Source organism: Hydrogenophaga crocea, assembly GCF_011388215.1.
Taxonomy (GTDB): domain Bacteria; phylum Pseudomonadota; class Gammaproteobacteria; order Burkholderiales; family Burkholderiaceae_C; genus Hydrogenophaga; species Hydrogenophaga crocea.
Map to the genome: position 1 here is coordinate 3,671,733 of NZ_CP049989.1, position 26,918 is coordinate 3,698,650.

The window sequence follows — 26,918 nt, forward strand, 5'->3', positions numbered from 1 at the left end:
GTCAGTGCTCCGTGCCGAGGTAGGCCGCGCGCACTTTTTCGCTGGCCTGGATTTCTTCCGGCGTGCCTTCGAGCAGCGGGGTGCCGAACTCCATCACCAGGATGCGGTCGGTCAGGTTCATCACGAAGTCCATGTCGTGTTCCACGAGCAGCAGGCTCAGGCCTTCGCCCTTGAGCTGGCGCAGCACCTCGGCCAGCGCCTGTTTCTCGCGGTGGCGCAGGCCGGCCGCGGGTTCGTCGAGCAGCAGCAGGGCCGGGTCGCTCGCGAGGGCGCGCGCGATCTCGACCAGGCGCTGCGGGCCCAGGGCCAGGTTGCCCGCGAGCTCGTGCATCTGCTCGCCCAGGCCCACGCGCTGGAGCTGGCGCGCGGCCTCGGCGAAGGCGCGGGCCTCTTCGGCGCGGTCCAGGCGCAGCATGGCCGCGGCGGTGCCGCTGCGCGTGCGCAGGTAGGTGCCCAGGGCCACGTTCTCGAGCACGGTCATGTCGGGCACCAGCTTCACGTGCTGGAAGGTGCGCGAGAGGCCGCGGCGCGCGATCTCGCGCGAGGGCAGGCCGTCGACCCGTTCGCCGCGCAGCCAGACCTCGCCGCCCGACAGCGGCAGCACGCCAGAGATCAGGTTGAAGGTGGTGGACTTGCCGGCGCCGTTGGGGCCGATGAGGCCGAAGATCTGGCCGGCCTGGATGTTGAAGGCCACACCGTTCACGGCCACCAGGCCGCCGAAGGTGCGGCGCACCGACTTCACCTCGAGCAGCGTGCTGCCCGCGGCGGGCTTGTCGCGCGCCGGCAGCGTGGCCGTGGTGTCCACGGCGCGCGCGCGGCGGCGTGGCAGCAGGCGCTCGATCGAGGGCCACAGGCCCTCGGGCGCGAACTTGAGCACCAGCACCAGCACCACGCCGAAGACGATGATCTCGTAGCTGCCCGAGGTGCCGAGCAGCGCGGGCAGCCAGGTCTGCAGCTGGTCTTCGGCGAGCTTGACCAGCGCCGCGCCGGTGAACGCGCCCCACACGTGGCCCGCGCCGCCGAGCACCGCCATGAACAGGTACTCGATGCCGAACTTGATGCCGAAGGGCGAGGGGTTCACGCTGCGCTGCATGTGCGCGAACAGCCAGCCCGAGACGGCCGCGAGCAGCGCGGCGATCACGAAAATCAGCATCTTGTGGCGGAAGGCCGAAGCGCCCATGGCCTCGGGCATGGTGGAGCCGCCGCCGCGGTTGGCGTTGAGCGCGCGCATGATGCGGCCGGGCCGCGAATCGAGCAGGCGCGTGACGGCGATCGCCGCCGCGATGGCCACGGCCCAGATCAGCAGGTAGATGCGCCGCTCTTCCTGCAAGCTGATGCCGAACAGTTCGATGGCGGGCACGCCCAGCAGGCCGTCGTATTTGCCCAGGGCTTCGAGGTTGCCCATGGTGTAGAAGAGCGAGAGGCTCCAGGCGATGGTGGCCAGCGGCAGGTAGTGGCCCGACATGCGCAGCGTGACCCAGCCCAGCACCACGGCCACGGCCAGCGTGATGGCCAGCCCCGCGAGCAGGCCGATCCAGGGCGACAGGCCCACCTTCACCGCCAGGTAGGCGCTGGCGTAGGCGCCCAGGCCCGCGAACGCGGCCTGGCCGAACGAGGTGAGGCCACCAATGCCGGTGAGGAGCACCAGGCCCAGGGCCACCAGGCCGAACAGGCCCACGTAGTTGAGCTTGGTGATCCAGTAGTCGGGCACCGGCAGGAAGGGCACGGCGGCCATGACCACCACGAAGGCCAGCAGGCCGTAACGACGCAGGTCCATGTCAGTGTTCTTCATCGTGGGGATCAACGAACGAGCGCCACAGCAGCACCGGCAGGATGGCGGTGAACACGATGACTTCCTTGAAGGCACTGGCCCAGAACGAGCCGAATGCCTCGATCAGCCCCACGCCGAGCGCGCCGACGAGCGCGAGCGGGAAGCTGGTGAGGCCGGCGAACACCGCGGCCACGAAGCCCTTGAGGCCGATCAGGAAGCCGCTGTCGAAAAAGATGGTGGTGGTCGGACCGATGAGCAGGCCCGAGAGCGCACCGATGAAGGCCGCGAGCGTGAAGCTCAGCGAGCCGGCGGCGTCGGTGGAGATGCCCATGAGCCGCGCGCCGGTCTGGTTGACCGAGGTGGCGCGCAGCGCCTTGCCGGTGAGCGTGCGGTCGAACAGCACGAACAGCGCGGCGATCAGCGCCACCGAGGCGATGAGGATGATGAGCGCCTGGCCGCTGAGCGCGATCGGGCCGAGGCTGAAGCGCTCGTCCCAGAAGCTCGGGTTGCGGAAGCCCTCGGCGCCGAAGAAGGCCAGGCCCAGGCCGGTCAGCGCGAAGTGCACGCCCACCGAGACGATCAGCAGCACCAGCACGCTTGCGCTCGCGAGCGAGCGGTAGGCCAGCCGGTACACCAGCGGGCCCATGGGCGTGACCAGGGCCAGCGTGAGCGCGGCCTGCACCAGCATGGGCGGCTTCTGCGGCGCGAGCCACACGGTGAGGCCGCAGGCCACCAGCGGCAGGGCCGCGGTGCGCACGGCCAGCTTCGCCCAGCGCGCGAGCGGCCAGCTTTCGCGCCAGGCGCGCACGGTGTCGAGCACCAGCGCCAGCGCCACCATGAGCAGCAGCAGCCACACGGTGCCGGGCACGGCGCCGCTCTGGAACAGCGCCATGGTCAGGGCCGCGAAGGCGACGTACTCGCCCTGCGGGATGAAAACGATGCGGGTGACCGCGAACACCAGGACGAGGGCGATCGCCACCAGCGCGTAGATCGCGCCGTTGATGACGCCATCGACCCCGAGGATCGCGGCAATGTTCAGGTCCATGGGTCGCGGTCTCCCGTCAATCCTTCAAATGCCGATCAGTGCTCGAGCTTCCAGTCGCCGTTGACGACCTTCATCACCACGCCCGAACCGGTCTTGAAACCCCAGTGGTCGGTGGCGGTGAAGTCCAGGATGCCGTGCGTGACGGGCATGGCGGCCTCGGCCTCGATCGCGTCCTTGAGGGCGGCGCGGAACTCGGGCGTGCCGGGCTTGGCCTTCTTGAGCGCCACCGGCACGACCTTGTCGAGCAGCAGGTAGGCGTCGTAGGAGTGCGCGGCGAACTGGTTGCGCATGCCGGCGCCGTGGATCTTTTCGTACTCGGCGTTGAACTTCACGCCCACGGCCTTGCTGGGGTGGCTGTCGGGCAGCTGCTCGGCCACCACCACGGGGCCCGAGGTCACGAAGGTGCCCTCGACGGCCTTGCCGCCCACACGCATCAGGTCGCGCGTGGCCGCGGCGTGCGTCTGGTAGTACTTGCCCTTGTAGCCGCGCTCGACCAGACCCAGCTGCGGCATGGCCGCGCCGCTCCCCGAGGCCACGATCACCATGGCGTCGGGGTTGAGCGAGGCGAGCTTGAGGGCCTGCGCGGTCACGCTGGTGTCCGAACGCGCGAAGCGCTCAACGCCCACCATCTTGATGCCGGCCTTCTCGAGCAGCGGGTTCAGGGCCTGCAGCCACTGCTCGCCGTAGGCGTCGGTGTAGCCCAGGAAGCCCACGCTCTTGACGCCCTGCTTCTTCATGTGCTCGACCATGGCCTCGGCCATGACGTTGTTGCTCTGCGGCATGCGGAAGCTCCAGGCGTCCTTGCCCGGGGGCAGGCCGATGGGCGAGAGCGCGAGCTGCACGGTGTTCGATTCGATCGCCACCTCGGCCATGGGAATGGCCACCGGCGTGGCGACCGCGCCCACGATCACGTCGACCTTGTCCTGGTTGACGAAGCGGCGCGCGTTCTGCACGCCCTTGGTGGGGTCGGTGGCGTCGTCGAGCACGATCACGTTGACCTTCTCGCCGCCGATGGTGGACGGCCACATCTTCACGCCGTTGGCCACCGGAATGCCCAGGCCCGAGGCCGGGCCGGTGAGCGACGCGCTCACGCCGATGGTGATGTCGGCCCAGGCGGCGCCGGTGAGCGTGGCCGCGACAGCGACGGCCAGGGTGTGCTTCAGCAGTTTCTTCATGCGTTGTCTCCGGTGGTGTTGCGTGTGCTCGTGGCCCGCACACGCGAGGGCGTGAAATCGGCTCAGGCGGCCGCGGGATTCTCGACCAGCAGGGCAATGCCCTGGCCGCCGCCCACGCAGGCCGAGGCGATGCCCCAGCGCGCGCCGATGTCGCGCAACTGGCGCGCGACGGTGATGGTGAGGCGAACGCCGGTGGCCGCCAAGGGGTGGCCGAGCGCGATCGCGCCACCGTGCACGTTGAGCCTGTCTTGATCGAGCTGCAGCTCGCGCGCCACGGCCAGCGCCTGCGCGCCCTGCGCCTCGTTGATCTCGAAACGCGCGATGTCGCCCAGCGCCAGGCCAGCGCGTTCGAGCAGCAGGCGGATGGCCGGCGCGGGGCCGATGCCCATGATCTCGGGCGGCACGCCCACCACGGCGGCGGCGGCCAGGCGCGCCAACGGGGCCTTGCCTGCGGCCTTCACACCCGCGGCGTTGGTCACGACCGCGGCCGCGGCCGCGTCGGTGAGGGCCGAGCTGTTGCCGCCGGTCTGCACGCCGTCCTTGAACACGGTGCGCAGCTTGGCCAGCACCTCGGGCGGGGTGGGGCGCGGGTGGGTGTCGCGGTCGGCCACGGCGGCCTTGCCGCTCAGGCGCAGGCGGCGCGGCTGGTAGCCGTCGCGCTGGAATTCCTCGTTCGCCACGGGCACGATCTCGCCGTCGAACCAGCCCGCGGCCTGCGCCGCCACGGCGCGCTCGAAGCTGCGCGCGGCGAAGGCGTCCACGTCTTCGCGCGTGAGGCCATAGCGCTGCGCCAGGTTCTCGGCGGTGCGGATCATGCTGATGTCGGCGGCCGGATCGGTGAGGGCCTCCCACATGTAGTCCTTGAAGCCGATGGGCGCGCCCAGGCGGAAGCCGCCGCGGTGGTCGAAGGCCGCGATGGGGTTGCGCGTCATGGACTCGGTGCCGACCACCAGCACGTGGCTGGCCACGCCCGCGCCGATCTGCTCGCCGGCCTGGCGGAACAGTTCGAAGCCGGTGCCGCAAATGCGCTGCGCCATGAGCGCGGGCACCTCGACCGGCACGCCCGCGTACAGGCCGATGTGGCGCGGCACGTAGAACTGGTCGAAGCCGCCCGGGGCCATGTTGCCCGCGATCACCGAGTCGATGCGCTCGGCGGGCACGCCGGTGCGCGCGAGGATCTCGCGCGCCACCTTGATGCCGAGGTCGATCGGGTTGGCGTCGGCGAACGCACCCATGTAATCGACCATGGGGGTGCGAACCCCGTCAAGGATGAAAACGTCGTCGAAGGTCTGGCTCTGGCCGCGGCTCATGGGAGGGCTTTCTCGGGGGTGGCGGGGCGCACCACGCGCGCCGTGTCGTTGTCGTCGTAAAGGGCTTCGACCAGGGCCGCGCGGCGCTGCAGCACGGCACGCTGGTTGAGGTAGCCCTTGTCGGTGATTTCGCCGGCGTCCACGCTCGGGGCTTCGTCGAGCACCAGCGCGCGCGTGGGCGATTGCGAAGAGCCGCCGCCTTCGGCGCGCAGCGCGGCCAGGCCGCGCGCGATGTGCGCGTGCAGCTCGTCGCGCGGCAGCCGGGCCGCGGCCGGGGTGGGGAACACGAGCACGCCGATCTGGTCGCGGTCGTGGCCGGTGATGACCACGTCCTGTGCGTGCGGCGCGAGGGCCGACACCACGCGCAGGCGCAGCGTGCCCACCGACACCCAGGTGCCGGTGGTGAGCTTGAAGTCTTCGGCCACGCGGCCGTTGAACACCACGCCGCGCTCGGGCGCTTTCGGGTCGGCCAGGTAGCCGGCGTCGCCGATGCGGTAGTAGCCCTCTTCGTCGAAGGCCTGGGCGCTGAGCTCGGGCGCGTGGCGGTAGCCGGGGAAGATGTTCACGCCGCGGATGCGCAGCTCGTGCTTCTCGCCGTTGGGCACGAACTTGAGTTCGACACCGGGCAGCACCCCGCCGATCACGCCCGCGCGCTCCATGCGCCAGTGCGCGCTCGTGACCGCGGGCGCGGTCTCGGTGGAGCCCCAGGAGGTGGTGAGCCAGACCTCGCGGCCCAGCACGCGCCTGGCGAGCCGCTGCAGCCGTTCCCAGCTGGCCTGCGGCAGCGCGGCACCGGCGTAGAACACCGTGCGCAGCCGGCCCAGCACGCGGCGCGCCAGGTCCTCGTCGGCCTCGAGCAGGGGCATGGCCATGTCGAAGCCACGCGGCACGTTGAACCAGATGGTGGGCTGCACCTCGGCGAGGTTGGCCACCGTCTTCTCGATCAGGCCCGGCGCGGGCCGGCCTTCGTCGATCACCAGCGTGCCGCCGTGGCACATCACCATGTGCAGGTTGTGGTTGCCGCCGAAGGTGTGGCTCCAGGGCAGCCAGTCGACCAGCACCGGCTTTTCATGGCGCAGGAAACGCCAGGCCTGCGCGATCATCTGCTGGTTCGCGCACAGCATGCGGTGTGTGTTGATCACCACCTTGGGCGTGCCGGTGGAGCCCGAGGTGAGCAGGTACTTGGCCGTGGTGTCGGGCGTGATGGCCTCGAAGGCCGTGCGCACCGCGGGCGTCTCGTCGCCAGCCAGCAGTTGTTCAAAAGCCAGGGCCCCCGGGATGCGGTCCTGCACGGTGTCGGCGCCCTGGCTGAACACCACGGGCACCTGCAGGCCGCTGCTGGCGATCGCGGGGCCGTACACCGCGGCGTCGGACGCATAGACCAGCGCGGGCTGCAGCGTGTGCAGGATGCCGTGCACCTTGCTGTACTCGCGCGTGAGGCGGCAGTAGGCGCTCGACACGGTGCAGCTCGCGCGGCCGATGTGCTGCGCGGCGAGCACCAGCAGCAGGTGGTCGATGCCGTTGTCGGACAGCACCACCACCGGCGCGTCGGGCGCGAGGTCCAGGCCCAGCAGGGCCTGCGCGACGCGGCCCACCTGCGCGCGCAAGGCGCCCCAGCTCAGGCGGCGCCAGCCGCCCTCGGGCGTGCGCTCGGCCAGCGCGGGCGCGTCGGGCGTGTGGCGGGCCCAGTGCTCGAGCCATTCGCCCACGCAGCGCGCGTAATCACCCAGGGGCTCGGGCGAGCGCAGCACAAAGCTGCCGTCGGCCCGGTGTTCCACCGTGGCCGCGGGCGGTGCGATCCAGGCGGGATCGGCCATCCAGTCGAGGGTGCTCATGGTCTCCATACAGTTATGTATGTTTGATAACCAATGCTATCGAGGGTTTTCACCAGGGGGGTACAGGGTTTCTCCCTAGCTCCGTACATTTCTGTACGGAGCCCTTTGGAGATGCCATCGATAGAATCCGCGCCGTGAGTTCGAGCAGCGACAGCCCCAAGGCCACCGCCCCGGCGCGCAAGACCCGCGCGGGCGGCGAGGCCGCGCGCGTGTCGCTCACGCCCGAGACCTGGATCGAGGCCGCGACCGGGGTGCTGGTGGACCAGGGCATCGACCACGTGCGCGTGGACCTGCTCGCGCAGCACCTGGGCGTCACGCGCGGCAGCTTCTACTGGCACTTCAAGGACCGCGAGGACCTGCTGCGCCGGGTGTTGCAGGCCTGGCGCGAGACCGCCACCGAAAACCTCACGGCCCGGCTCGAGTCCGCGCACGAAGACCCGATGGCGCAGCTGCGCGACGTGCTTTCGCTGCCATTTCGCGGCCGCTCCGCGGCGCGCGCGGCGCGCATCGAGCTCGCGATCCGCGCCTGGGCCCGGCGCGACCAGATGGCGCGCTTCGCGGTCGACGAGGCCGACGCGAGCCGCATCGGCTACATCGCGCAGGTGTTCTCGGCGCTGGGTTTTCCGGTGATGGAAGCGCGCTCGCGCGCCTTCATGCTCTACGGCTACATCGTGTCGGAATCGCTCATGCCCACGCTGAGCAGCAAGGCCCAGCAGGACGAGCGGCGCCGCTTCGCGGAGCGGCTGTTCACGCAGCGCGTGACGCCGGTCTGATCGCTCAAGCGCTGCGCTTGAACAGCGCGAGCAGCCCGCCCGCCACCACGAACAGCGTGCCGAACACGCGGTTGAGGGCGCGCACATGGGCGCTCGACTTGAGCGAACTCAGCAGCCGCGCCGCGAGCGCGGTGTAGCCCGCCATCACCACCAGGTCGGTGAAGCCCAGCGTGAGCGCGATCACCAGGTACTGGGGTGCGAGCGGTTGAGCGAGGTTGAGGAACTGCGGCACCACGGCGAGCAGGAACACCGTGCCCTTGGGGTTGAGCGCGTTGATGATCCAGCCGCGCACGATGAGCTCGCGCGCGCGCCGCGGCGTGGCGTCGGTGCCGGCCTCGGCGATGGGCCGTGCGGGCGCGCGCCATTGCTGGATGCCCAGCCACACCAGGTAGGCCACGCCGGCCCACTTGATGACCGTGAAGGCCGTGGCCGAGGCGGCCACCAGCGCGCCCAGGCCCACGCCCACCACCAGGATCTGCGTCCAGATGCCCAGCACCAGCCCCAGGGTGGTGAGGTAGCCGCGGCGGAAACCGTGCGACAGGCCCGAGCTCATGGCGGCCACGGCGCCCGCGCCCGGCGAGATGCTGATGGCCCAGGACGCGGCGAAAAAGGCGAGCCAGGTGGTGAATTCCATGGTGGTCGGCAAGGGCAACAGAGGGGGCAGCGATGCTACCGGATCCTCAGCTTGAACTGCAGCAGCAGCGCGCCGTCCACGTTCTTCATCGAGGGGATCACGCCCAGGTTGACGCCGAAGCGCCGGCCTTCGATGGTGGCCATGGGCAGGGCCGCGAAGAAGGTGCCGCCGCGCTCGATCGCGGGATAGCCATTGAGCACGCCGATGGCCGCACCGAGCTTGACGGGCCCGATCTGCCAGGGCTGCCAGTTCACGGCCGCGTACTGCGAGTGCTTGCCCAGGCTGTTGTCGTACACGCCCGCCATCAGCGCCACGTCGGGCGAGCGGCGCCACTCGAGGCCGAAGCCGAGGTTGCGCTCGTTGTAGTGCGCGTGGCGGTTGAAGTGGCGCGAGAAGCCGCCGATGTTGACCCACACCGAAGGCGTCTCGGCGGCGGGGATGGCGGGGCCTTCATCGGCGCGTGCGGCAAAGGCCACCAGCGGCAGCGCCAGGGCGATCAGCCAGGCCCGGGACGCGGGCAGGGAAGGGCGGGAAACAGCTGGGCGCGCAAACATCGGTCACCTCGATCACGGTATCCCCGGTGGGGACATGCCTGTGATCTCGGCGCCGCAGCGGCGCCCTGAATGCCACCGGTCGGGCTAACACCCGACCGTGACAAGCGCGTGACGGGATGCTCAGCTGCGCTTGCGCGGCGCAGCGGGGCCGCGACCTTCGAGGTGGCGGAAATTGATGCGGCCCTTGGTCAGGTCGTAGGGCGAAAGTTCCAGCGAAACACGGTCACCCGCGAGGATGCGGATGTGGTTCTTCTTCATCTTGCCGGCGGAATAGGCAATGAGCTGGTGCCCGTTGTCCAGGGTCACGCGAAAACGCGTGTCGGGCAACACCTCGTTGACGATACCCATCATGTCGATCAGTTCTTCCTTGGCCATGCGGATCCTTTTCAGTGGCAACGACGCCACCACGCAAGCCGCCCGGAGCTGCAGCGCAGGCCCGGGTGCGTGGAAGCGAGGAAATGGCCATCGGGGCGATGGCCGGCGAACGGCCCGGGTGCGGAGCCCGGGCAGGCGCGCGGCGGCGCGCGAAACCCCGGGATTTTACCGGGTCGCGCTTCAGCGCTTCTCGGGCAGCTCGATCTTGACCTCGAGCACGTCAAGGTTGTCCTGGCGTTCGAGCTGCACCTTGATGTCGTTGGGGTCGATGCGGATGTACTTGCCGATCACCGCCACGAGCTCGCGCTGCAGCGCGGGCAGGTAGTCGGGTTCCGCGGCGCTGCGGCCGGCCCGCTCGTGCGCGAGGATGATCTGCAGCCGCTCCTTGGCGACGCTGGCGGTCTTTTTCTTCTCGCCGAGCAGGAAGGACAGCAGGGACATGTCACTTCCCTCCGAACAGGCGCTTGAAGAAGCCGGCCTTCTCGGCCTCGATGAAGCGCAGGGGCTTTTCGGCGCCCAGGAAACGGTCGATCACGTCGCCATAGGCCTCGGCCACGTCGCTGCCCTTGAGGTGGATCGCCGGCGTGCCCTGGTTGGACGCCGTGAGCACGCTCTCGCTCTCGGGGATCACGCCGATCAGCGGGATGCGCAGGATGTCCTGGATGTCCTGCAGCGAGAGCATCTGGCCGTCGGCCACGCGCGAGGGGTTGTAGCGCGTGATCAGCAGGTGCTCTTTGATCGGGTCCTTGCCGTCGATGGCGCGCTGGGTCTTGCTCGAAAGCATGCCCAGGATGCGGTCGGAGTCGCGCACGCTGGACACCTCGGGGTTGGTCACCACCAGGGCCTCGTCGGCGTAATGCATGGCCATGAGCGCGCCGGTTTCGATGCCCGCGGGGGAGTCGCAGACGATGAAGTCGAAACCCATCTCGACCAGTTCGTCGAGCACACGCTTGACGCCCTCCTGCGAGAGCGCGTCCTTGTCGCGCGTCTGGCTGGCCGCGAGCACGTACAGCGTGTCGACCTGCTTGTCCTTGATCAGGGCCTGGCCGAGCTTGGCCTCGCCGTGGATCACGTTGATCAGGTCGTAGACCACGCGGCGCTCGCAACCCATGATGAGGTCGAGGTTGCGCAGGCCGACGTCGAAATCGATGACGGCGGTCTTGTGGCCGCGCAGCGCGAGGCCGGTGGCGAAGCTGGCGCTGGTGGTGGTCTTGCCCACCCCGCCCTTGCCGGAGGTGACGACGACGATACGGGTCATGGTGCGGTTCCTTGGATTCGGATGGTTCAGGCAGGCAGCGGATCGATCACGAGCTTCTCGCCGTCGGGCGTGCGTTGCAGGCGCACCTGGGCCGGCTTGCCGTGCAGCTCGCTGGGCAGGGGCACTTCGCTCGTGCGGTAGATGCCGGCGATGGACACCAGCTCGGGTGCCATGGCCAGCGAAAAAATGCGCGCATCGGCAAAGCCGCGCGCACCCGCGATGGCCTTGCCGCGCAGCGGCGCGTACACGTGGATGTGGCCGTCGGCGATGACCTCGGCGCCCGGGTTCACGGGCGCCATCACCACCAGGTCGCGGCCCCGCGCATACACCTGCTGGCCCGAGCGCAGCGGCTTGTCCACCACCAGCGCGGCCGGGTTCACGGGCGGCGGGGGCGGTGGCGCCGCGGCCTCGCGCGCCGGCTGGCGCGGTGCTTCGCGCGGCAGGTTGATGCCATCGGCCAGCGGCAGGCCGGCGCTGCGGGCCGCGGCGCGCTGGGCGTCGTCGAGCGCGTGCACGGCGACTGCGCGCAGGCGGTGCTCCTGCAGCAGGGCCGCCACGGCCGCGAGGTCGGGCGTGCCCGCATCGGCCACGCCCTGCAGATCGATCAGCAAGGGATCGTGGTCGAAGAACTCGGGCTGGTCGCCGTAGCGTTCGCCGAACTCGCGGCGCAGCAGATCCAGATCGCTCGACTTGAGCAGCAGGGCCAGCAGCGGGAGGTGGGCGCTCTTGAGGTCGAAACTGGCGGGCGCTTGGCCGCCCAGGGACACGGGCATGGACGGAGGTCGGGCACGGCGGAAAGGCGCGCAGTGTAGCAGCGGGCACCGGGGCGTCCGGTGAGCGTTCGTGACCGGATGTTGGACAAACCTGTGGAAAGTTCTGGCACAAGCCCGCTGTTGTCCACAGGCGGGGCGCGGGCGGCGGGATTGTCCCCATCGGCGAACACCGGGAACCGGGCCCTCCCCACAGGCTTGTCCGGTTCACAAACGCCTTGCGCCACAAAGGAAAAGGGCGCTTGTCCACAGAAGACAGCGCCCTTCTACTACCTACGACTATCTTTTAAAAAGAAACCATAGATAAGACAGCCGAACTCCTTCAGCCGCGACCAGGGCCCTGGTGCGGGCCGCCGTGGCGGTGGTCGTGGCCGCGGTGGTGGCCGCGCTCGCCGCGCGGGCCGAACGCGGGCTGCTGCGCGTCGAAGGCTTTCTGTTGGGCGGGATTGAGTTGCGCGTAGAAGCTGCGGATCGCGTCATGGCGCTGGGCCATCGCGCGGTCGCGCTCGGCCTTCATCGCGTCCATGCGGTCCAGGCGCTCGGGCGTGCTCAGCTTGCTCCAGGCTTCGCGGTCCATGGGCGGCTGGGCCGGGCCTTGCGGGGGCTGCATGCGCGCCACGAAGGCGTTCCACGCAGGCTCCTGCTGCGGCGTGAGCTGCAGGCTGGCTTTCAGACGGGCCTGGTGCTCGGCCATGCGCTGTTGCAGGCGTTGCTGGTGCTCGGCATGGCGCTGCGCGTCGGCGCGCGGCGCGCCCGGGCGCTCGGCCTTCACCGCGGCGGGCGGCTGGCCGGCGGCCGGGGGGCTGGGCATGTTCTGCGCCAGTGCGGTCAGGGACAGGCCGACGATGGTCGTGGCCAGGACGGTGGCGGCGGTGCGGCGGACAAACAAGGTCTTCATGGTCACTCCTGGAAAGGGCCACCGGGGTGGTGGCGTGGGAATGACTGTGCGCCGCAACCGTGCATCAACCGTGCAACAAGCGCGGCGATTCTGTGTTCTTTCGGTAAAGACCGGTGTCGCCCGCGCCGCCGAGGTCGTCGAGGATGGGGCAGTCGGGCCGCTGGTTGCCCGGGCAGCGCTGCACCAGGTCCTGCAGCGTGCGGCGCATGGCCTCGAGGGCGGCGATGCGTTCGCCCAGTTCTTCGATGTGGCGTTGCGCGATGCGCTTGACGTTCTCGCTGCTGCGCCGGCGGTTGTGCCAGAGGTTCACGAGGTCGCGGATCTCGTCGAGCGTGAAGCCCATGTCGCGCGCGCGCCGGATGAAGCGCAGCGTGTGCACGTCGGCCTCGGCGTACTGGCGGTAATTGCCCTCGGTGCGGTGCACCGCGCCCAGCAGGCCGAGGTTTTCGTAGTGGCGCAGCATCTTGGGCGAGATGCCGCTGAGCTGCGCGGCCTGGCCGATGTTGACCGGCCAGGGCACCGAGGACAGGTCTGTGTTCATCAGGCGCTCACCGCGTAGCCTTCCTCGCGGATGGCCTCGGCGATCTTCTCGCGCGGCTGGGTGCTGGTCACGTCGACGCGGTTGTGCGGCCGGTCGATGCGCACCTCGGCCTGCGGGTCGAGCTGTTTGATGGCGGTGGTCACGGCGCGTTCGCAGTGGCTGCAGGTCATGCCCTGCACGGTGAAGGTCTGGTTCATGGAATAGCTCCGGGGGTTGAAGGGACGGCTTCATTCTCAAGCTTGACACCATGTCAAGGTCAAGCGCAGGGTGTTCCGATCGGTGGTTCTTGACCTTGCCATCGTGGCAAGGTGCACCATGCCGGGCATGAACACCACCACCACCCTGTCCCCGGCCACGGCCGATGCCGAGGTCTGCGAGATCGACCTCGGCATCGGCGGCATGACCTGCGCCTCGTGCGTGGGCCGTGTGGAGCGCGCCCTGCGCAAGCAGCCCGGCGTGATCGATGCGAGCGTGAACCTTGCCACCGAGACCGCGCGCGTGACCGCTGCCGCGGGCGACCCGGCGCTGACCGCGAGGCTCAGGCGCGCGGTGCGCGACGCCGGTTACGAGCCGCGCGCGGTCGAGACCGACGACGACCCCGATCGCGAGCGCGTGCTCGGCGTGCCGCGCAACGCCTGGCCCGTGCTGATCGCCGCGCTGCTGTCGGCGCCGCTCGTGGGGCCCATGGTGGGCGACCTGCTGGGCAAGCACTGGATGCTGCCTGCGCTCTGGCAGTTCGTGCTCGCCACGCCGGTGCAGTTCGTGCTGGGCGCGCGTTTCTACCGCGCGGGCTGGCACGCGCTCAAGGCCGGCAGCGGCAACATGGAGCTGCTGGTGGCCATCGGCACCACGGCCGGCTGGGCCCTGTCGACCTGGCTCTGGTGGCGCGCCGACGCGGGCGAGATGGTGCACCTCTACTACGAAGGCTCGGCCGTGGTGATCACGCTGGTGCTGCTGGGCAAATGGCTCGAAGCGCGCGCCAAGCGCCAGACCACCGAGGCGATCCGCGCGCTGCAGGCCCTGCGGCCCGAGCGCGCGCGGCTGCTGCCCGACGGCGTGCGCCGCACCGAGATGGTCGAGGTGCCGGTGGAAGAACTGCTGCCGGGCGACCGCATCCAGGTGCTGCCGGGCGAGCGCTTCGCGGCCGATGGCGAGGTGGTGGACGGCCACACCCAGGCCGACGAATCCATGCTCACCGGAGAGGCCATGCCCGTGCCCAAGGCGCCGGGCAGCGGCGTCACGGGCGGCTCGCTCAATGGCGAAGGCCTGGTGGTGGTCGAGGTGCGCGCGAGTGGTGCGCAATCGGTGCTCGCGCAAATCATTGCGCTGGTGCAGGACGCGCAGGCCGGCAAGGCGCCGGTGCAGCGCCTGGTCGACCGCGTGGCCGCGGTGTTCGTGCCGGTGGTGCTGGCGATCGGCGTCGTCACGCTGCTGGCCTGGCTCGCGCTGGGTGCGCCGCTGGAAGACGCTCTGCAGCACGCGGTGGCGGTGCTGGTGATCGCCTGCCCCTGCGCGTTGGGCCTGGCCACGCCCGCGGCCATCATGGCCGGCACCGGCGTGGCCGCGCGGCACGGCATCCTGATCCGCGACGCCGAGGCGCTGGAGATCGCGCACCGCGTGCAGGCGGTGGCCTTCGACAAGACCGGCACGCTCACCGAAGGCCGGCCGCGCCTGTTGTTCCTTGCGGGCGAGCCAGGCAGCGACGAGGCCGCGTTGCTGGTGCAGGCGGCCGCATTGCAGGCCGGCAGCGAACACCCGCTGGCCCGCGCGGTGCTGCAGGCGGCGCGCGAGCGCGGCCTGGCCTGGCCCGAGGCGCGCGAGTTGCAGGCCGTGACCGGCCGCGGCGTGCAGGGCACGGTGGACGGCGCGCTGCTGCTGTTGGGCAGCCTGCGCTGGATGGAGGCGTTGGGGGTGGGCATGACCGCGTTGCAGCCCGCGGTGCAGCGCGCGCTCGCGCAGGGCGCGTCGGTTTCGGTCCTGGCGCGCCGCGACGCCCCCGACCGCTTGACGGCGCTCGCGGTGCTGGCCTTCGGCGACGAGCCCAAGCCCGGTGCGCGCGAGGCCCTGGCGCGCCTGCGCGAGCGCGGCCTGCGGCTTGCGCTGGTCTCGGGCGACAACCGCGCCGCGGCCGAGGCCATGGCCGAGCGCCTGGGCCTGCGGCCCGAAGAGGTGATGGCCGAGGTGCTGCCGGCCGACAAGGCCGCGGCGATCCGTTCGCTGCAACAGGGCGGCCGCGTGGTGGCCATGGTGGGCGACGGCGTGAACGACGCGCCCGCGCTGGCCGCGGCCGACGTGGGCCTGGCCATGGGCCACAGCGAAGGCGCGAGCGCCGACGTGGCCCTGCACGCCGCGGGCATCACGCTCATGCGTGGCGAACCGCAGCTGGTGGCGGCGGCTTTCGACATCTCGCGCCGCACGGTGCGCAAGATCCGCCAGAACCTGTTCTGGGCCTTTGCCTACAACGTGGCCGGCATACCGCTGGCGGCGCTGGGTTTTCTGAACCCGGTGGTGGCCGGCGCGGCCATGGCACTGAGCTCGGTGAGCGTGGTGAGCAACGCGCTGCTGCTCAAACGCTGGCGGCCTTGACCTGTGTCAAGACGCAGGGTGGTCGCGCGTGGGATGCTCGTGGCCATTGTGAGGAGATGCCCATGAAACGCGACGCCCTGCGCACCGTTCGCGACGAGCACGCGAGCCTGGCCGCGATGCTGCGCTCCATGCTGGCGATGATCGAACGCGGGCCCGAGACCGACGGGCCCGAGCGTTTCTTCGATGTGCTGCGGGCGATGCTGTTCTACATCGGCGAGTTTCCCGAGAAGCTGCACCACCCCAAGGAATCGGACCTGCTGTTCCCGCGCGTGGCGCGCGCCGCGCCGCACACGCTCGAGGCCATCCAGCGCCTCGAGAAAGAGCACATGGGCGGCGAAGACCGCGTGCGCGAGCTCGTGCACCTGCTCATGGCCTGGGAGTACCTGGGCGAGCCGCGCCGCCAGGCCTTCGTCGACGAGGTGCAGGCCTACGTGAATTTCTACCTCGCGCACATGCGCCTCGAAGAGCAGCTCGTGCTGCCCGCGGCCGAGCAGTCGCTGAGCGACGAAGACCGCCGCCTGCTCGACGCCGCCTTCGCCGCGCACACCGATCCGCTGAGCCCCGAAGGCGCGCGCGACCCGGCCTTCGACCGCCTGTTCACGCGCATCGTGCGGCTCGCGCCCGCGCCGGTGGGCGTGGGCTGAGGTCCCGGCGGGCGCCTGGGCTGGTGTTTGGGCTGGCGTTCAACGCGCCAGTTCGTCCAGCAATTGCTCGAACACCGCGAGCAGCGCGGCCACATCGCCTTCGCGGGTCTCGGGGCTCACCAGCATCATGCTGTGGAAGGGCGTGAGCAGCACGCCGCGGTTGAGCATGAACAGGTGCGTGAGCGCTTCGAGTTCGCTCTGGGCATGGTCGCGCACGTCCTGCGCGTGGCGCGGCGTGTGCGGCATGAACTGCAGTTCGAGCCGCGCGCCCAGGCGCGTCACGGTCCAGGGCCGCTGCGCCCGCGCGATGCGATGCACCAGGCCTTGTTCGAGCTCGGCCGCGAGTGCGAGCATGTGGCGGTAGTTCGGTGCCGTGTGCAGGTGCGTGAGCGCGGCGTCGAGCGCGGCCAATGTAAGCGCGTTGCCCGCCAGCGTGGTGCCGATGCCGCTGTGGCCCTCGGGCGCGGCCGCCTTGGCCGCGGCCATGCGCGCACCCACCGCGTGCGTGAAGCCGTAGACCGCGCAGGGCAGGCCGCCGGCCACGGCCTTGCCCACCACCAGCACGTCGGGGTCGAGCGCATGGGCGCGCGCGTAGCCGCCGAGCGCGGTGGACACGGTGTGGGTCTCGTCCATCACGAACAGCACGCCGTGGCGGCGGCACAGCGCGCGCACGGCGGGCCAGAAGCCGTCGGCGGGCGGCACCAGGCCGAAGTTGGTGAGCGCGGGTTCGGCGAGCAGGCAGGCCACGTCGCCGGCCGCGAGCGCGGCCTCGAGCGCGGCGAGGTCGTTGAAGGGCACCACGCGCGTGAACGCGGCGTGGTTGTGCACCTGGCCCAGCACCGAGGGCCGGGGCAGGGTGCGGCCGGTGGCGGGGTCGAGGTCGACCAGGGTGTCGTCGACCGCGCCGTGGTAGCAGCCGTCGAACACCAGCAGTTGCGGCCGGCCCGTGATGGCGCGCGCCCAGCGCAGCACGAAGCGGTTGGCGTCGCTCGCGCTCAGCGCCATCTGCCACAGCGGCAGGCCGAACACGCGCTGCAGGGCCTCGCCCACGGCCGGGCTGCGCGTGGAAGGCAGCATGCAGGTGAGGCCTTGCGCGGCCTGCTCGGCGATGGCGTGTGCAAGCGGCGCGGGGCTGTGGCCGAACATGGCGCCGGTGTCGCCGAGGCAGAAGTCGGCGTAGCGGTGGCCGTCGGCGCAGGTGAGCGTGATGCCTTGCGCGCTGTGCACGGCCAGCGTGGCGGGCGTGGGCCAGTCGCGCATCCAGTGCAGGGGCACGCCGAAGAGGTAGTGGGCGCGCGCGGCCTCGGCCTGGGCCACGGAGCGCGGGTGGGTGGCGATGAAGCGCTCGCGCTCGGCCTGCTGCAGGGCCGCGATGCGCTGCGAAGCGATGGAGGGGTTCATGCGGCCACTCTACGGCCACACGCAGCGGCCGCACGGAGCCAGTGCGCGGGCGCCGGGGCGGACCGGCGCGACAGGCCCTGCGGGGGCACACGGCCACAATGCCGCGCATGCCGACCCGCGATCACCCCCTTCCCCTGTTGCGCCTGGCGCTGGCGCTCTCGCTCGGGGCCGCGGTCTCGCTGGGCATCACGCGTTTCGCCTACGGCCTGCTGTTGCCACCCATGCGCGAGGACCTGGGCTGGAGCTACACGCTCGCGGGCGCGATGAACACGGTGAACGCGGCCGGCTACCTGATCGGCGCGCTCGCCACGCCGCTGCTGATGCGCCGCTGGCGGCCCGCGACGGTGCTGCTCGCGGGCTCGCTGCTGGCCTCGCTGTTCATGGGCCTGAGCGGCTTTTTTACGGCGGCCGCGCCGCTGCTCGCGCAGCGCCTGCTCGCGGGCGTGGCGAGCGCGCTGGTCTTCATCACGGGCGGCCTGCTCGCGGCGCGGCTGGGCGCGCGCGACCCAGCGCGCAGCGGCTTCCTGCTGGGCCTGTATTACGGCGGCACGGGCCTGGGCATCGTGGTGTCGGCGCTGGGCGTGCCGCCGGTGCTCGCGGCCGCCGCGGCGCAGCCGCACGGCTGGGCCTGGGCCTGGTGGATGCTGGCGCTGGCCTGCCTGCTGGCCACGGCCTTCATGGTGTGGCCCGCGCGGGTGCTCGCGGCGCTGCCCGCGCCGGCGCCGAACGCGCAGGCGCCGGGCCACCGCGTGTTCCGCGTGCGCGATTTCGGCTTCGGCCTCGCGGGCTACGGCTGTTTCGGCATCGGCTACATCGGCTACATGACCTTCGTGATCGCGCTGCTGCGCGAACAGGGCAGCACGGCCGCGGCGCTGACGCTGTTCTACGCGCTGCTGGGCGTGGCGGTGCTGGCCTCGTCGCGCATCTGGGCCGGCCTGCTCGACCGCGAGCGCGGCGGCGGGGCGTTGGCGCGGCTGAACGCGCTGCTGGGCGTGGCGGCCATCGTGCCCGCGCTCACCGCGGCCTGGCCGCTGGTGCTGGCCTCGGGCCTGCTGTTCGGCGCGGTGTTCCTGTCGGTGGTGGCGTCGACCACCGCGCTGGTGCGCCACAACCTGCCGCCCGCGCAGTGGGCCGCGGGCATCAGCGCCTTCACCATCGTGTTCGCGGCCGGCCAGATCGTGGGGCCCACGGTGGTGGGCCTGATCGCCGATGGCCCCGGCGGCCTGGCGCGCGGGCTGGTCTTCTCGGCCGCGGCGCTGTGGCTGGGCGCGCTGCTGGCCTGGCGCCAGCGCGCGCTCTGAGCGTCGGCCCGTCGGTCAGCGGTAGACGTTGACCCAGGGCACGGCGCCACCCACGCCATCGAGCACGTGCCAGGCGGCCGCGGCGCTGCCGTCGGCCGACACCGCGAGCGCGGCGTCGCTGTCGAAGCCGATGTTGCTCGCGAGCGACCACACGCCGCTCTGCGTGCCCCAGTTGCCGGCCGTGTCGCGCACGCGCGAGACCAGGCGGTAGCTGGGTTCGTACGCACCCCAGACGAGCACGATGTTGCCCGTGCTGTCGCGCTGCATCATGGCGCCGCTGATGATGCTGCCCGTGCTGGCGCTGAGCATGCCGGCCGTGCCCACGGTGCCGCCGGCCGTCACGGTGTTGGTGTAGAGCAGGTTGCCCCCGGCGCTGGCCTGCTGCCAGATGACGACCGCGGTGCCGTCGTTGGCGAGCGCGACGCGGCTGAACAGGCTTTCGGCGCCGGTCTGGTCGACCTCGACCGCACTGCCCCAGGCGCCGCCCGCGGCGCGGCGCGCGAGCAGCACGCTGCGGTTTTCGCCGACCACGGGCGAGGTGCGGTGCATCGCGGCGGCAGCCGAGCCGTCGGACGCGATCGCCACGTCTTCGAGCACGCTGTTGTAGCCGCTCACGGGCGTGGTCAGCAGGGCCGGTGTGGCCCAGCCACCGCCCTGGGTGAACACGGTGGCGGCGGCGTACTGGCCGGCGGTCGGGCCCGCAACGATGTTGGTGGTCCAGCCGGCGACCACGTCGCCGTTGGCATTGACGGCCAGGCGCGGCGTCAGGCCGATGCCGTTGATGCCGCTGCCCGCGGGGAAGTCGATGTCCACGTACGGGCCCCAGGTGCCATTGGCGGCCATGCGCGCGGCCAGCGCGCGCCGGGTGTTGAAGACCGCGGGGAAGACGTCGAAGTCCTGGCCCCAGACGGCGGTGGCCACGCCGTTGTTGTCCATCACCAGCGCCACGCGCGAGAAGCTGGAGCCGAGGTCGTCGTCTTCGAGCAGGGTGGGCGTGGCCCAGGCGCCGCCCGCGGTCTGGTGCGAGCCGTACAGGCTGTCGCGCAGGTTGGAGCGGCCGATGAAGGCGATGGCGGCGGTGCCGTTGGGCGCCAGGCCGACGCTCATGCCATGGAAGCTCGGGCGGTCGGCGCTGGTCCAGCTGGCCACCACGTCGGTCGGGCCCCAGCCGGCGCCGGGTGTGTAGCGGCGCGTGAGCAGCGAGCGGTCACCGGTGCCCAGGTCGGCGTCGACCCAGGCCACGATGAAGGCCCCGTTGGCGTTGGCGGCCACCACGGGCCCGGCCGTGCCGTTGGAGGGCCCGTCGGTGGCGCGCAGGCGTTCCGCGGTCTGCCAGGCGCGCGCGGTGGGTGTCGCGGGCGCAGGCGCCGGGGCGGGGGTCGCGGCCGGCGCAGGGGCGGGTGCGGGGCTGTCGCCACCGCCGCCACCGCAGGCGCCGAGCAGCACGGCGGCCATCAGACCGGCGAGCAGCCGGGGCGAGCGGGCGTGGCGTGGCGAGGGCGCGCAGGAAACGGCGGGTGCGGCGGTGTGCGTGGGCGTGACAGCGGCCATGGGTGCTCCTGGTGGCGCGCCCCGGATGGCCGCGCTCGGGGGGCACGATACGGAGGCCGGCACGGCACGAACAGTGCCGAAGGTCACGATCTGCGGGCCGCGCTCAGGGCGCCATCAGGTCGGCCAGCGCCTGGCGCAGCCGCAACGGATCGACCGGCTTGTAGAGCACGGGCAGGCCTGCGTCGCGCAGGCGCTGCAGCCGCTCGGGCGCGGTCTCGCCGGTCACGAGCAGCAGCGGCAGGCCCGGCGCGTAGCGCTCGCGCAATCGCTGCGCCACCTGCAGGCCGTCGGCGCCGTCGGCGAGGCGGAAGTCGCAGATCAGGGCGTCGAAGGCCTGCGTGGCCAGGGCCTCGGCGGCGCGCGCTTCGCCGTCCACCGCGGTGAGCTGCACGCCCCAGCCACCGAGCAGCGCGCCCGTGGCCTGCGCGATGTCGGCCTCGTCGTCGATCAGCAGCACGCGTTGCGGCAGGGCGCGCTGATCGGCGGGCTCGGCGGGCAGGGGCAGCGGCGCGCGCGCGGGCGGCGCCTCGGCCAGCGGCAGTTCGATGCGAAAACGCGTGCCGCGGCCCGGGTGCGAGTGCAGCGCGATCGGGTGTTCGAGCAGCGCGGCGAGCCGGCGCACGATGGCCAGGCCCATGCCCAGGCCGCGCGTGCGGTCGCGACCGGGGTTGTCGACCTGGTAGAACTCGTCGAACACCCGGCCCGCGTGCTCGGGCGCGATGCCGATGCCGGTGTCGATCACCTCGACCCACACGCGGCGCCCGCGCAGGCGCGCCACCACCAGCACGCCGCCGCGCGGCGTGTACTTGATGGCGTTCTCGACCAGGTTGGCGAGCAGGCGCAGCAGCAGCTGCGGGTCGCTGCGCACCCACAGGCCGGTGGCGCGGATGCGCAGCTGCAGCCCGGCTTCTTCGGCGCGGTTGGCGAACAGCGGCAGCAGCGCGGTGAAGACGTCGGCCAGCGCCAGGGCCTGGGGCTCGGGCTCGATCACGCCCGCGTCCAGGCGCGAGACGTCGAGCATGGTGTCGAGCGAGGCCCCGAGCGCGCGCACCGCGCCCATCAGGCGCTGCGCGTGCGCGAGCGCCGAGCGGCCCTTGAGCTCGCGCTCGATCACCGCGCCGAACAGCGCGATGGCGTGCAGCGGCTGGCGCAGGTCGTGGCTGGCGGCGGCGAAGAAGCGGGTCTTGTCTTCGCTGGCGCGGCGCGTGATCGCCATCTGCTCGGCGAGCTGTTCGGCCAGGGCCTCTTTCTCGAAGCGCGTGTGCAGCGCTTCGGTGAGCAGTCGGTGCAGGTTGCGCGCGAACAGCAGCGTGGCGCCCAGGTAGACCAGGCAGCAGCCCGCCAGAAAGGCGTGCAGGGTGTCGCCCTGCCAGAGCAGGGCCGAGGCCAGGCCCAGCACCATGGGCACGGTGAAGGCCAGCACCGAGGCCCAGCGCGTGGCCATGGCGGGCACGCCGGCGCTGCAGATGCCCAGGATCACGAGCATGAGCAGCGCGGTCAGCGGCTGGTTGCCCGCGGGCAGGAAGCACCAGGGCGCCAGGCCCCAGGTGAGGCTGTAGAAGGCGTGCTCGCGCACGTGCACGCGCGCCCAGTGCGCGCTGCGCTCGGCGGCCTGCGGGTCGCGGTGCCAGCGGCCCAGCAGCGGATAGCGCAGGGTCTGCAGGATGTGCAGGCCCCACCACACCAGCACGCCCGGCTCGCGCAGCTGCCACCAGTAGAGCGCGACCATGCTCCAGGCAATGGCCACGTCGGCCAGCGTGGAGGGCGCGAGGTTGCGAAACAGCGCCGCGACCTGCGCGCGGTGCACGCGCTCGTCGATGCCGATCGGCGCGGGGGCGGCGTTCAACGCAGCTGGCTGATGAGCTGGGCGCGCGAGCGCACGCCGAAGAGCAGCAGCAGGGCCGAGACGTGGTTCTTCACCGTGCCCTCGCTGAGGTGGGCGCGCAGCGCGATCTCGCGGTTGGAGGCGCCGGCCAGCACCCATTCGAGCACCTGGGTCTGGCGCTCGGTGAGCGAGAGGCGCTGGCCCTGGGCGCCGTGCCAGCGCGAGGCCGGCACGGGGTCGTCGGCCAGCGCGGCGGCGCAGGCGCGGTCGTGTTCGCCGAAGGTGCCGCGCGAGCGGATGAAGCCGATGACGTGTTGCAGGTCGCCCGCCTTGGGCAGGTAGGCCAGCGCGCCGCGCGAGACCGCGTGGCGCATCAGGCCCGGGTCGCCCACCCCGGAGAGCACCACCACGGGCGCGCCCGGGAAGGCGCGCAGGAAGTCGTCGAGGCCGCTCATGCCGTGGGCGTCGGGCAGCTGCAGGTCGAGCAGCACCAGGCCGATGCGGTGGCGCTGGGCGCGGTAGAGGTCGAGCGCTTCGGCCAGGGTGCGGGCCTCGAACACCGGCACGCTCTGGCCGGTGTCGGCCGCGTGCGACTGCACCAGCGTGAGCAGGCCCAGGCGGACCAGGTCGTGGTCGTCGACCACCAGCAGGCCGGACGCGGTGGTGGCGGGGACGGTGGGCTCGGCGATGGCGTCCATGGCGCGAATGGTAGGCAGCGCCCGCGGCGCCGGGAAGTGACCAAAGTCATTCACATCCCCCAGAGCGATGGTCTGCGCGGTGGACGCCGGGGGCGGCGGCGAAGTGGCTCCCTGGGGCGCGCGCGGGCGGCGCTATCGTCCCGCACCCCTTGTCCCGAAGCCCTTTTCCGCGCTTTGCCGCCTGTCGCCATGGCCCTCGGTCAGTTCGCTTTTGCCAACAACACCAACCGTTTCCTGGCCTGCGCGCCGCTCGACACGCAGCCCTACGCCGTCTGCGGCGTGCCCTACGACGGCGTGGTCACCAACCGCCCGGGCGCGCGCTTTGGCCCGCAGGCCATCCGCGCGGCCAGCCTCATGCTGTGCGACGGCATCCACCCGGTGTTCGACGTGTCGCCGCTGGCGCACGTGGGCGACGCGCTCGACATGCGCCTGCCCAACGCCTCGCCGCTGCCCGAGGTGCGCGCCCACATCGAGCGCCAGGCCGCGGCGCTGATGGCCAGGCACCACTGCGTGTTCCTCGGCGGCGACCACTCGATCACGCTGTCGCTGCTGCGCGCGGCGCGCCAGCGCCATGGCCAGCCGCTCGCGCTGCTGCACTTCGACGCCCACTGCGACACCTGGACCGACCACTTCGGCGAGCCCTCGGGCCACGGCACCTGGACCTACGAGGCGATCCAGGAAGGCCTGGTGAGCCCCGCGCACGCGGTGCAGGTGGGCATCCGCTCGAGCGGCGAGCGCGCGGCGCGCGAGTACGTGGCCGACCAGGGCGGCGCGATCTACACCGCGCGGGCGCTGCGCGGCCTCGACGGCGCGGCGCTGGCGCCCACGCTGCAGGCCATCCGCGAACGACTGGGCGATCGCCCGGCCTACCTCACGCTCGACATCGACGTGCTCGACCCGGCCTTTGCGCCCGGCACCGGCACGCCCGAGCCCGGCGGTCTCACGAGCGCGCAGGTGCTGAGCTTTCTCGAAGAACTGGCCGATCTGAACTGGGTCGGCATGGACTGCGTGGAGGTCGCGCCCGCCTACGACCACGCCGAGCTCACCACCAACGCCGCCGCCTGTTTCGTGTGGACCTACCTCGCCGGGCGCGTGGCGCGCGACCGGGATCGGGGGCGCTGAGCATGTGGGGCTCGCTGACCGGTTCGGACACCCAGCTCAACCAGCGCAGCTACTACGAGGCCAGCGTGCAGCGCGGCGCGCCGCGCGCGCCGCTGCGCGAGCACCTGCACGTGGACGCGCTGGTGGTGGGCGCGGGCTTTTCGGGTCTGTCGGCCGCGCTCGAGATGGCACAGCGCGGGCTGTCGGTGGCGGTGCTCGAGGCCGAGCGCATCGGCAGCGGCGCGAGCGGGCGCAACGGCGGCCAGGCCATCGTGGGCTATGCGAGCGGGCAGGGCCCGTTTGAGCAGCAGCTGGGCCGCGAAGACGCCGAGCGCGCCTGGGCGATGTCGCTCGAGGCCATCGACCTGATCGACCGCCGCATCGCCGAACACCGCATCGACTGCGACCGCGCCCTCGGCTACGTGTACGTGGCCGAGAACGCCCGCAAGGCGCGCGCGCTGCGCGAGGAAATGGACGGCCTGCAGGCGCGCGGCATCGGTGTGGAATGGGCCGAGGGCGCCGACATGGGCGCGCTGATCGGCAGCGATCACTACCGCGCCGCAGCGCGCGAGCGGCGCAGCGGCCACCTGCACCCGCTCAAGTACGCGCTGGGCCTGGCGCGCGCGGCCGAGGCCGCGGGCGTGCGCGTCTTCGAGCGCTCGGCGGTGACGGCACTGCAGCGCGGCGACACGCTGGTGGCGCGCACCGCGCAAGGCCAGGTCTCGGCGCGCTTCGGCGTGCTCGCGGGCAACTGCATGCTGGCCGAGCACGGCCCCGCGGTGGCGCCCGAGATCGCGGCGCGCATCATGCCCGTGGGCACCTACATCCTGGGCACCGCACCGGTCGACCCGGCGCTGGCGGCGCGGCTGATCCCGGGCAACGCCGCGGTGTGCGACAACAACTTCGTGCTCGACTACTACCGCTTCAGCGCCGACCACCGCATGCTGTTCGGCGGCCGCGTGAGCTACACCACGCGCACCCCGGCGCGGCTGGAGCAGACCATGCAGGCGCGCATGGCCGCGGTGTTCCCCGCGCTGCGCGCGGTGCCGGTGGAGCACCTCTGGGGCGGCTTCGTGGACATCAGCATGAACCGCGCGCCCGACTTCGGCCGCCTGGGCCCCAACCTGTACTACCTGCAGGGCTTCAGCGGCCACGGCGTGGCGCTCACCGGCCTGGCGGGCCAGCTCGTGGCCGAGGCCGTGCTGGGCCAGGCCAGCCGCTTCGACGTGTACGCGCGGCTGCGCCACCGGCGCTTCCCCGGCGGGCCGCTGCTGCGCACGCCCAGCCTGGCACTGGGCATGCTGTGGCACCGCTTGCGCGACGTGCTGTGAGCGACAGGCCTTACAAATCCGAAAATGAATTTCGGATTTGTAAGCGCTACCCCACCGCCTTGCGCACCGCCGCCGCGATCAGCGGCCCGCACTGGCGGATCTCGGCCAGCGCGGCGTAGCCATAGCCGATGACCAGGCCGCGCAGGTCGGTGCGGCGCAGGCAGTAGGCCGAGAGCGGGCGCACGATCAGGCCCTGCTGCGCCAGGCGCTGGGCGATGGCCTGGTCGTCGATGCGCGCGGGCAGGCGCAGGCACAGGTGCAGGCCCTGCTCGGCGCCGCTGATGCGCGGCGCGTCCGGGCCCTCGCCGCCGAGTACGGGGCCGAGCGCTTCGAGCAGGCACTGGCGGCGCTCGGCGTAGGTCTGGCGCGCGCGCCGCAGCGAGCTCGCGAAGTGGCCCATCTCGATGAACTCGGCCAGCGCCGCCTGGGTGGGCATGTGGCCGGGGCGGTGCAGGTCGTAGTGGGCCTGGCGGAAGGCCTCGACCAGGCCCTTGGGCACCACCAGGTAGCCGAGCTTCAGCCCGGGGTAGAGCACCTTGGAGAAGGTGCCCATGTAGAGCACGCGGCCGTCGAGGTCCAGGCCTTCGAGGCTGGAGATCGGCGGGCCGCTGAAGCGGTACTCGCTGTCGTAGTCGTCTTCGAGCACCCAGGCGCCGTGCGCGCGCGCCGTGGCCAGCAGCTGGTGGCGGCGCGCCAGCGACATCACCTCGCCCGTGGGGTACTGGTGCGAGGGCGTGACGTAGATCAGCGTGGGCGGCTCGGCGTCGTCGGCCTCGGTGGGGCGGATGCCCTCGTCGTCGGTGGCCACGGGGTGCACGCGCTGGCCGTTGGCCATGAAGGCCTTCATCGCGCCCCAGTAGGCCGGGTCTTCCACCCACACGGTGTCGCCGTGGTCGGCGAGCAGCCGCGCGCAGAGCTCGAGCGATTGCTGCGTGCCGGTTGTGACGATGACCTGGTCGGCCTCGAGCTGCACGCTGCGGAACACGCGCAGGTAGTCGGCGATGGCGCGGCGCAGCGGCGCGTAACCGCCCGAGGTGTTGTAGTCGAGCATGTCCGGGTAGGTCATGCGCCAGTGCTTGTTCTGCAGCCGCTGCCAGAGCGCGAGCGGGAAGGCGCTGAAGTCGGCGATGCCCGGCGTGAAGGGCTGCACCTCGAGCTCGTGGGCGCTGAAGCGGTGCGCGAGCGCTTCGCCGCGCCGCGACAGCCGCGGCGCCTGGCGGTGCGGCGCCTGGGCCGGCGCGCCACGCAGCGCGCGCGCGCCGCTGGCGCGCGGCACGTGGTCGTTCACGTAGGTGCCGCTGCCCACGCGGCTGGCCAGGTAGCCCTCGACGCTGAGCTGGTTGATGGCCGCGACCACGGTGTTGCGCGACAGGGCCAGGTCCTGCGCGAGGTCGCGGCTGGAGGGCAGGCGCTCGCCGGCGCCGAGCTTGCCATCGAGCATGGCGCGGCGCAGCGCCTCGTAGAGCTGGCGATGCAGGGGCAGGGCGTCTTGCGCGCCCAGGCGGTTCATCTCGGCCAGCAGGAATTCGGACAGCATGGGG

The 26,918-nt window shown here is 71.8% G+C and carries 25 protein-coding genes; 6 read left to right on the top strand and 19 right to left on the bottom strand.

Going from position 1 to position 26,918, the window contains the following annotated elements; genetic code table 11:
* Position 1: 1 nt before the first annotated feature.
* From G9Q37_RS17370 to G9Q37_RS17390, 5 genes are all read right to left on the bottom strand, one after another.
* Positions 2 to 1,777: a branched-chain amino acid ABC transporter ATP-binding protein/permease gene (locus G9Q37_RS17370; protein ID WP_166229154.1), complete on the bottom strand. Its 1,776-nt coding sequence runs from the start codon at positions 1,775 to 1,777 to the stop codon at positions 2 to 4.
* Between the two features lies 1 nt (position 1,778).
* A complete protein-coding gene (locus G9Q37_RS17375; RefSeq protein WP_166229156.1) occupies positions 1,779 to 2,816 on the bottom strand; it encodes a branched-chain amino acid ABC transporter permease in 1,038 nt (345 codons plus the stop codon).
* Between the two features lie 35 nt (positions 2,817 to 2,851).
* The gene (locus G9Q37_RS17380; protein ID WP_166229158.1) at positions 2,852 to 3,991 is read right to left on the bottom strand and encodes an ABC transporter substrate-binding protein; all 1,140 of its coding nucleotides are present in this window, start codon (positions 3,989 to 3,991) and stop codon (positions 2,852 to 2,854) included.
* Positions 3,992 to 4,053: 62 nt separating this feature from the next.
* Entirely contained in the window at positions 4,054 to 5,301 is a 1,248-nt protein-coding gene (locus G9Q37_RS17385; RefSeq protein WP_166229160.1) for a thiolase family protein, read from the bottom strand.
* Complete coding sequence (locus G9Q37_RS17390) at positions 5,298 to 7,136, bottom strand: feruloyl-CoA synthase (RefSeq protein WP_166229162.1); 1,839 nt, start codon at positions 7,134 to 7,136, stop codon at positions 5,298 to 5,300. Before G9Q37_RS17390 ends, G9Q37_RS17385 begins: the two co-directional genes overlap by 4 nt.
* A 134-nt stretch (positions 7,137 to 7,270) precedes the next feature.
* On the opposite strand from G9Q37_RS17390, the gene G9Q37_RS17395 reads away from it, so the two are divergent.
* On the top strand, positions 7,271 to 7,909 hold the full coding sequence (locus G9Q37_RS17395; protein ID WP_166229164.1) for a TetR/AcrR family transcriptional regulator: 639 nt from the start codon (positions 7,271 to 7,273) through the stop codon (positions 7,907 to 7,909).
* A gap of 4 nt (positions 7,910 to 7,913) precedes the next feature.
* On the opposite strand, the gene G9Q37_RS17400 is transcribed toward G9Q37_RS17395, so the two are convergent.
* From G9Q37_RS17400 to G9Q37_RS17440, 9 genes are all read right to left on the bottom strand, one after another.
* A complete protein-coding gene (locus G9Q37_RS17400; RefSeq protein WP_166229166.1) occupies positions 7,914 to 8,543 on the bottom strand; it encodes a LysE family transporter in 630 nt (209 codons plus the stop codon).
* A gap of 35 nt (positions 8,544 to 8,578) precedes the next feature.
* Complete coding sequence (locus tag G9Q37_RS17405; RefSeq protein WP_166229168.1) at positions 8,579 to 9,097, bottom strand: hypothetical protein; 519 nt, start codon at positions 9,095 to 9,097, stop codon at positions 8,579 to 8,581.
* 120 nt (positions 9,098 to 9,217) lie between these two features.
* Positions 9,218 to 9,472, bottom strand: a complete 255-nt coding sequence (gene infA, locus G9Q37_RS17410; protein WP_166229170.1) for a translation initiation factor IF-1 — start codon at positions 9,470 to 9,472, stop codon at positions 9,218 to 9,220.
* A 180-nt stretch (positions 9,473 to 9,652) separates the two neighbouring features.
* Positions 9,653 to 9,913 (bottom strand): cell division topological specificity factor MinE, encoded by a 261-nt coding sequence (gene minE, locus G9Q37_RS17415; protein WP_166229172.1) that lies wholly within the window; start codon positions 9,911 to 9,913, stop codon positions 9,653 to 9,655.
* A 1-nt stretch (position 9,914) separates the two neighbouring features.
* On the bottom strand, positions 9,915 to 10,730 hold the full coding sequence (minD, locus tag G9Q37_RS17420) for a septum site-determining protein MinD (protein WP_166229174.1): 816 nt from the start codon (positions 10,728 to 10,730) through the stop codon (positions 9,915 to 9,917).
* 26 nt (positions 10,731 to 10,756) lie between these two features.
* Positions 10,757 to 11,503 (bottom strand): septum site-determining protein MinC, encoded by a 747-nt coding sequence (gene minC, locus G9Q37_RS17425; protein ID WP_166229176.1) that lies wholly within the window; start codon positions 11,501 to 11,503, stop codon positions 10,757 to 10,759.
* A gap of 319 nt (positions 11,504 to 11,822) precedes the next feature.
* Positions 11,823 to 12,398, bottom strand: a complete 576-nt coding sequence (locus tag G9Q37_RS17430) for a Spy/CpxP family protein refolding chaperone (protein WP_166229178.1) — start codon at positions 12,396 to 12,398, stop codon at positions 11,823 to 11,825.
* 64 nt (positions 12,399 to 12,462) lie between these two features.
* Positions 12,463 to 12,939, bottom strand: coding sequence for a Cu(I)-responsive transcriptional regulator (cueR, locus tag G9Q37_RS17435; protein WP_166229180.1), 477 nt, complete (start codon positions 12,937 to 12,939; stop codon positions 12,463 to 12,465).
* Complete coding sequence (locus G9Q37_RS17440; protein ID WP_166229182.1) at positions 12,939 to 13,136, bottom strand: heavy-metal-associated domain-containing protein; 198 nt, start codon at positions 13,134 to 13,136, stop codon at positions 12,939 to 12,941. Before G9Q37_RS17440 ends, cueR begins: the two co-directional genes overlap by 1 nt.
* A 127-nt stretch (positions 13,137 to 13,263) precedes the next feature.
* Here G9Q37_RS17440 and G9Q37_RS17445 point away from each other — a divergent pair, with 127 nt between their 5' ends.
* Together G9Q37_RS17445 and G9Q37_RS17450 are read left to right on the top strand one after the other, a co-directional pair.
* Positions 13,264 to 15,525 carry a heavy metal translocating P-type ATPase gene (locus G9Q37_RS17445; protein WP_240936424.1) on the top strand — a complete coding sequence of 754 codons (2,262 nt, stop codon included), beginning with the start codon at positions 13,264 to 13,266 and terminating at the stop codon, positions 15,523 to 15,525.
* Positions 15,526 to 15,587: 62 nt separating this feature from the next.
* A complete protein-coding gene (locus tag G9Q37_RS17450) occupies positions 15,588 to 16,169 on the top strand; it encodes a hemerythrin domain-containing protein (protein WP_166229186.1) in 582 nt (193 codons plus the stop codon).
* Between the two features lie 39 nt (positions 16,170 to 16,208).
* On the opposite strand, the gene G9Q37_RS17455 is transcribed toward G9Q37_RS17450, so the two are convergent.
* Positions 16,209 to 17,570: a transaminase gene (locus tag G9Q37_RS17455; RefSeq protein WP_166229188.1), complete on the bottom strand. Its 1,362-nt coding sequence runs from the start codon at positions 17,568 to 17,570 to the stop codon at positions 16,209 to 16,211.
* Between the two features lie 98 nt (positions 17,571 to 17,668).
* Between G9Q37_RS17455 and G9Q37_RS17460 the strand changes: the two genes are divergently transcribed.
* Positions 17,669 to 18,871 carry a YbfB/YjiJ family MFS transporter gene (locus G9Q37_RS17460; RefSeq protein ID WP_166229190.1) on the top strand — a complete coding sequence of 401 codons (1,203 nt, stop codon included), beginning with the start codon at positions 17,669 to 17,671 and terminating at the stop codon, positions 18,869 to 18,871.
* A gap of 15 nt (positions 18,872 to 18,886) precedes the next feature.
* On the opposite strand, the gene G9Q37_RS17465 is transcribed toward G9Q37_RS17460, so the two are convergent.
* The 3 genes from G9Q37_RS17465 to G9Q37_RS17475 form a co-directional block, all read right to left on the bottom strand.
* Entirely contained in the window at positions 18,887 to 20,422 is a 1,536-nt protein-coding gene (locus G9Q37_RS17465) for a hypothetical protein (RefSeq protein WP_166229192.1), read from the bottom strand.
* 103 nt (positions 20,423 to 20,525) lie between these two features.
* The gene (locus G9Q37_RS17470) at positions 20,526 to 22,268 is read right to left on the bottom strand and encodes an ATP-binding response regulator (RefSeq protein ID WP_240936425.1); all 1,743 of its coding nucleotides are present in this window, start codon (positions 22,266 to 22,268) and stop codon (positions 20,526 to 20,528) included.
* Positions 22,265 to 22,945, bottom strand: a complete 681-nt coding sequence (locus tag G9Q37_RS17475; protein WP_166229194.1) for a response regulator transcription factor — start codon at positions 22,943 to 22,945, stop codon at positions 22,265 to 22,267. The genes G9Q37_RS17470 and G9Q37_RS17475 overlap by 4 nt, the downstream gene beginning before the upstream one ends.
* 189 nt (positions 22,946 to 23,134) lie before the next feature.
* Here G9Q37_RS17475 and speB point away from each other — a divergent pair, with 189 nt between their 5' ends.
* Positions 23,135 to 24,067: an agmatinase gene (gene speB, locus G9Q37_RS17480; RefSeq protein ID WP_166229196.1), complete on the top strand. Its 933-nt coding sequence runs from the start codon at positions 23,135 to 23,137 to the stop codon at positions 24,065 to 24,067.
* Positions 24,068 to 24,069: 2 nt separating this feature from the next.
* A complete protein-coding gene (locus tag G9Q37_RS17485; RefSeq protein WP_166229198.1) occupies positions 24,070 to 25,377 on the top strand; it encodes an NAD(P)/FAD-dependent oxidoreductase in 1,308 nt (435 codons plus the stop codon).
* Positions 25,378 to 25,423: 46 nt separating this feature from the next.
* Here the strand turns inward: G9Q37_RS17485 and pdxR are convergent, their stop codons facing one another.
* A complete protein-coding gene (pdxR, locus tag G9Q37_RS17490; protein ID WP_166229200.1) occupies positions 25,424 to 26,914 on the bottom strand; it encodes a MocR-like pyridoxine biosynthesis transcription factor PdxR in 1,491 nt (496 codons plus the stop codon).
* Between the last annotated feature and the right edge of the window lie 4 nt (positions 26,915 to 26,918).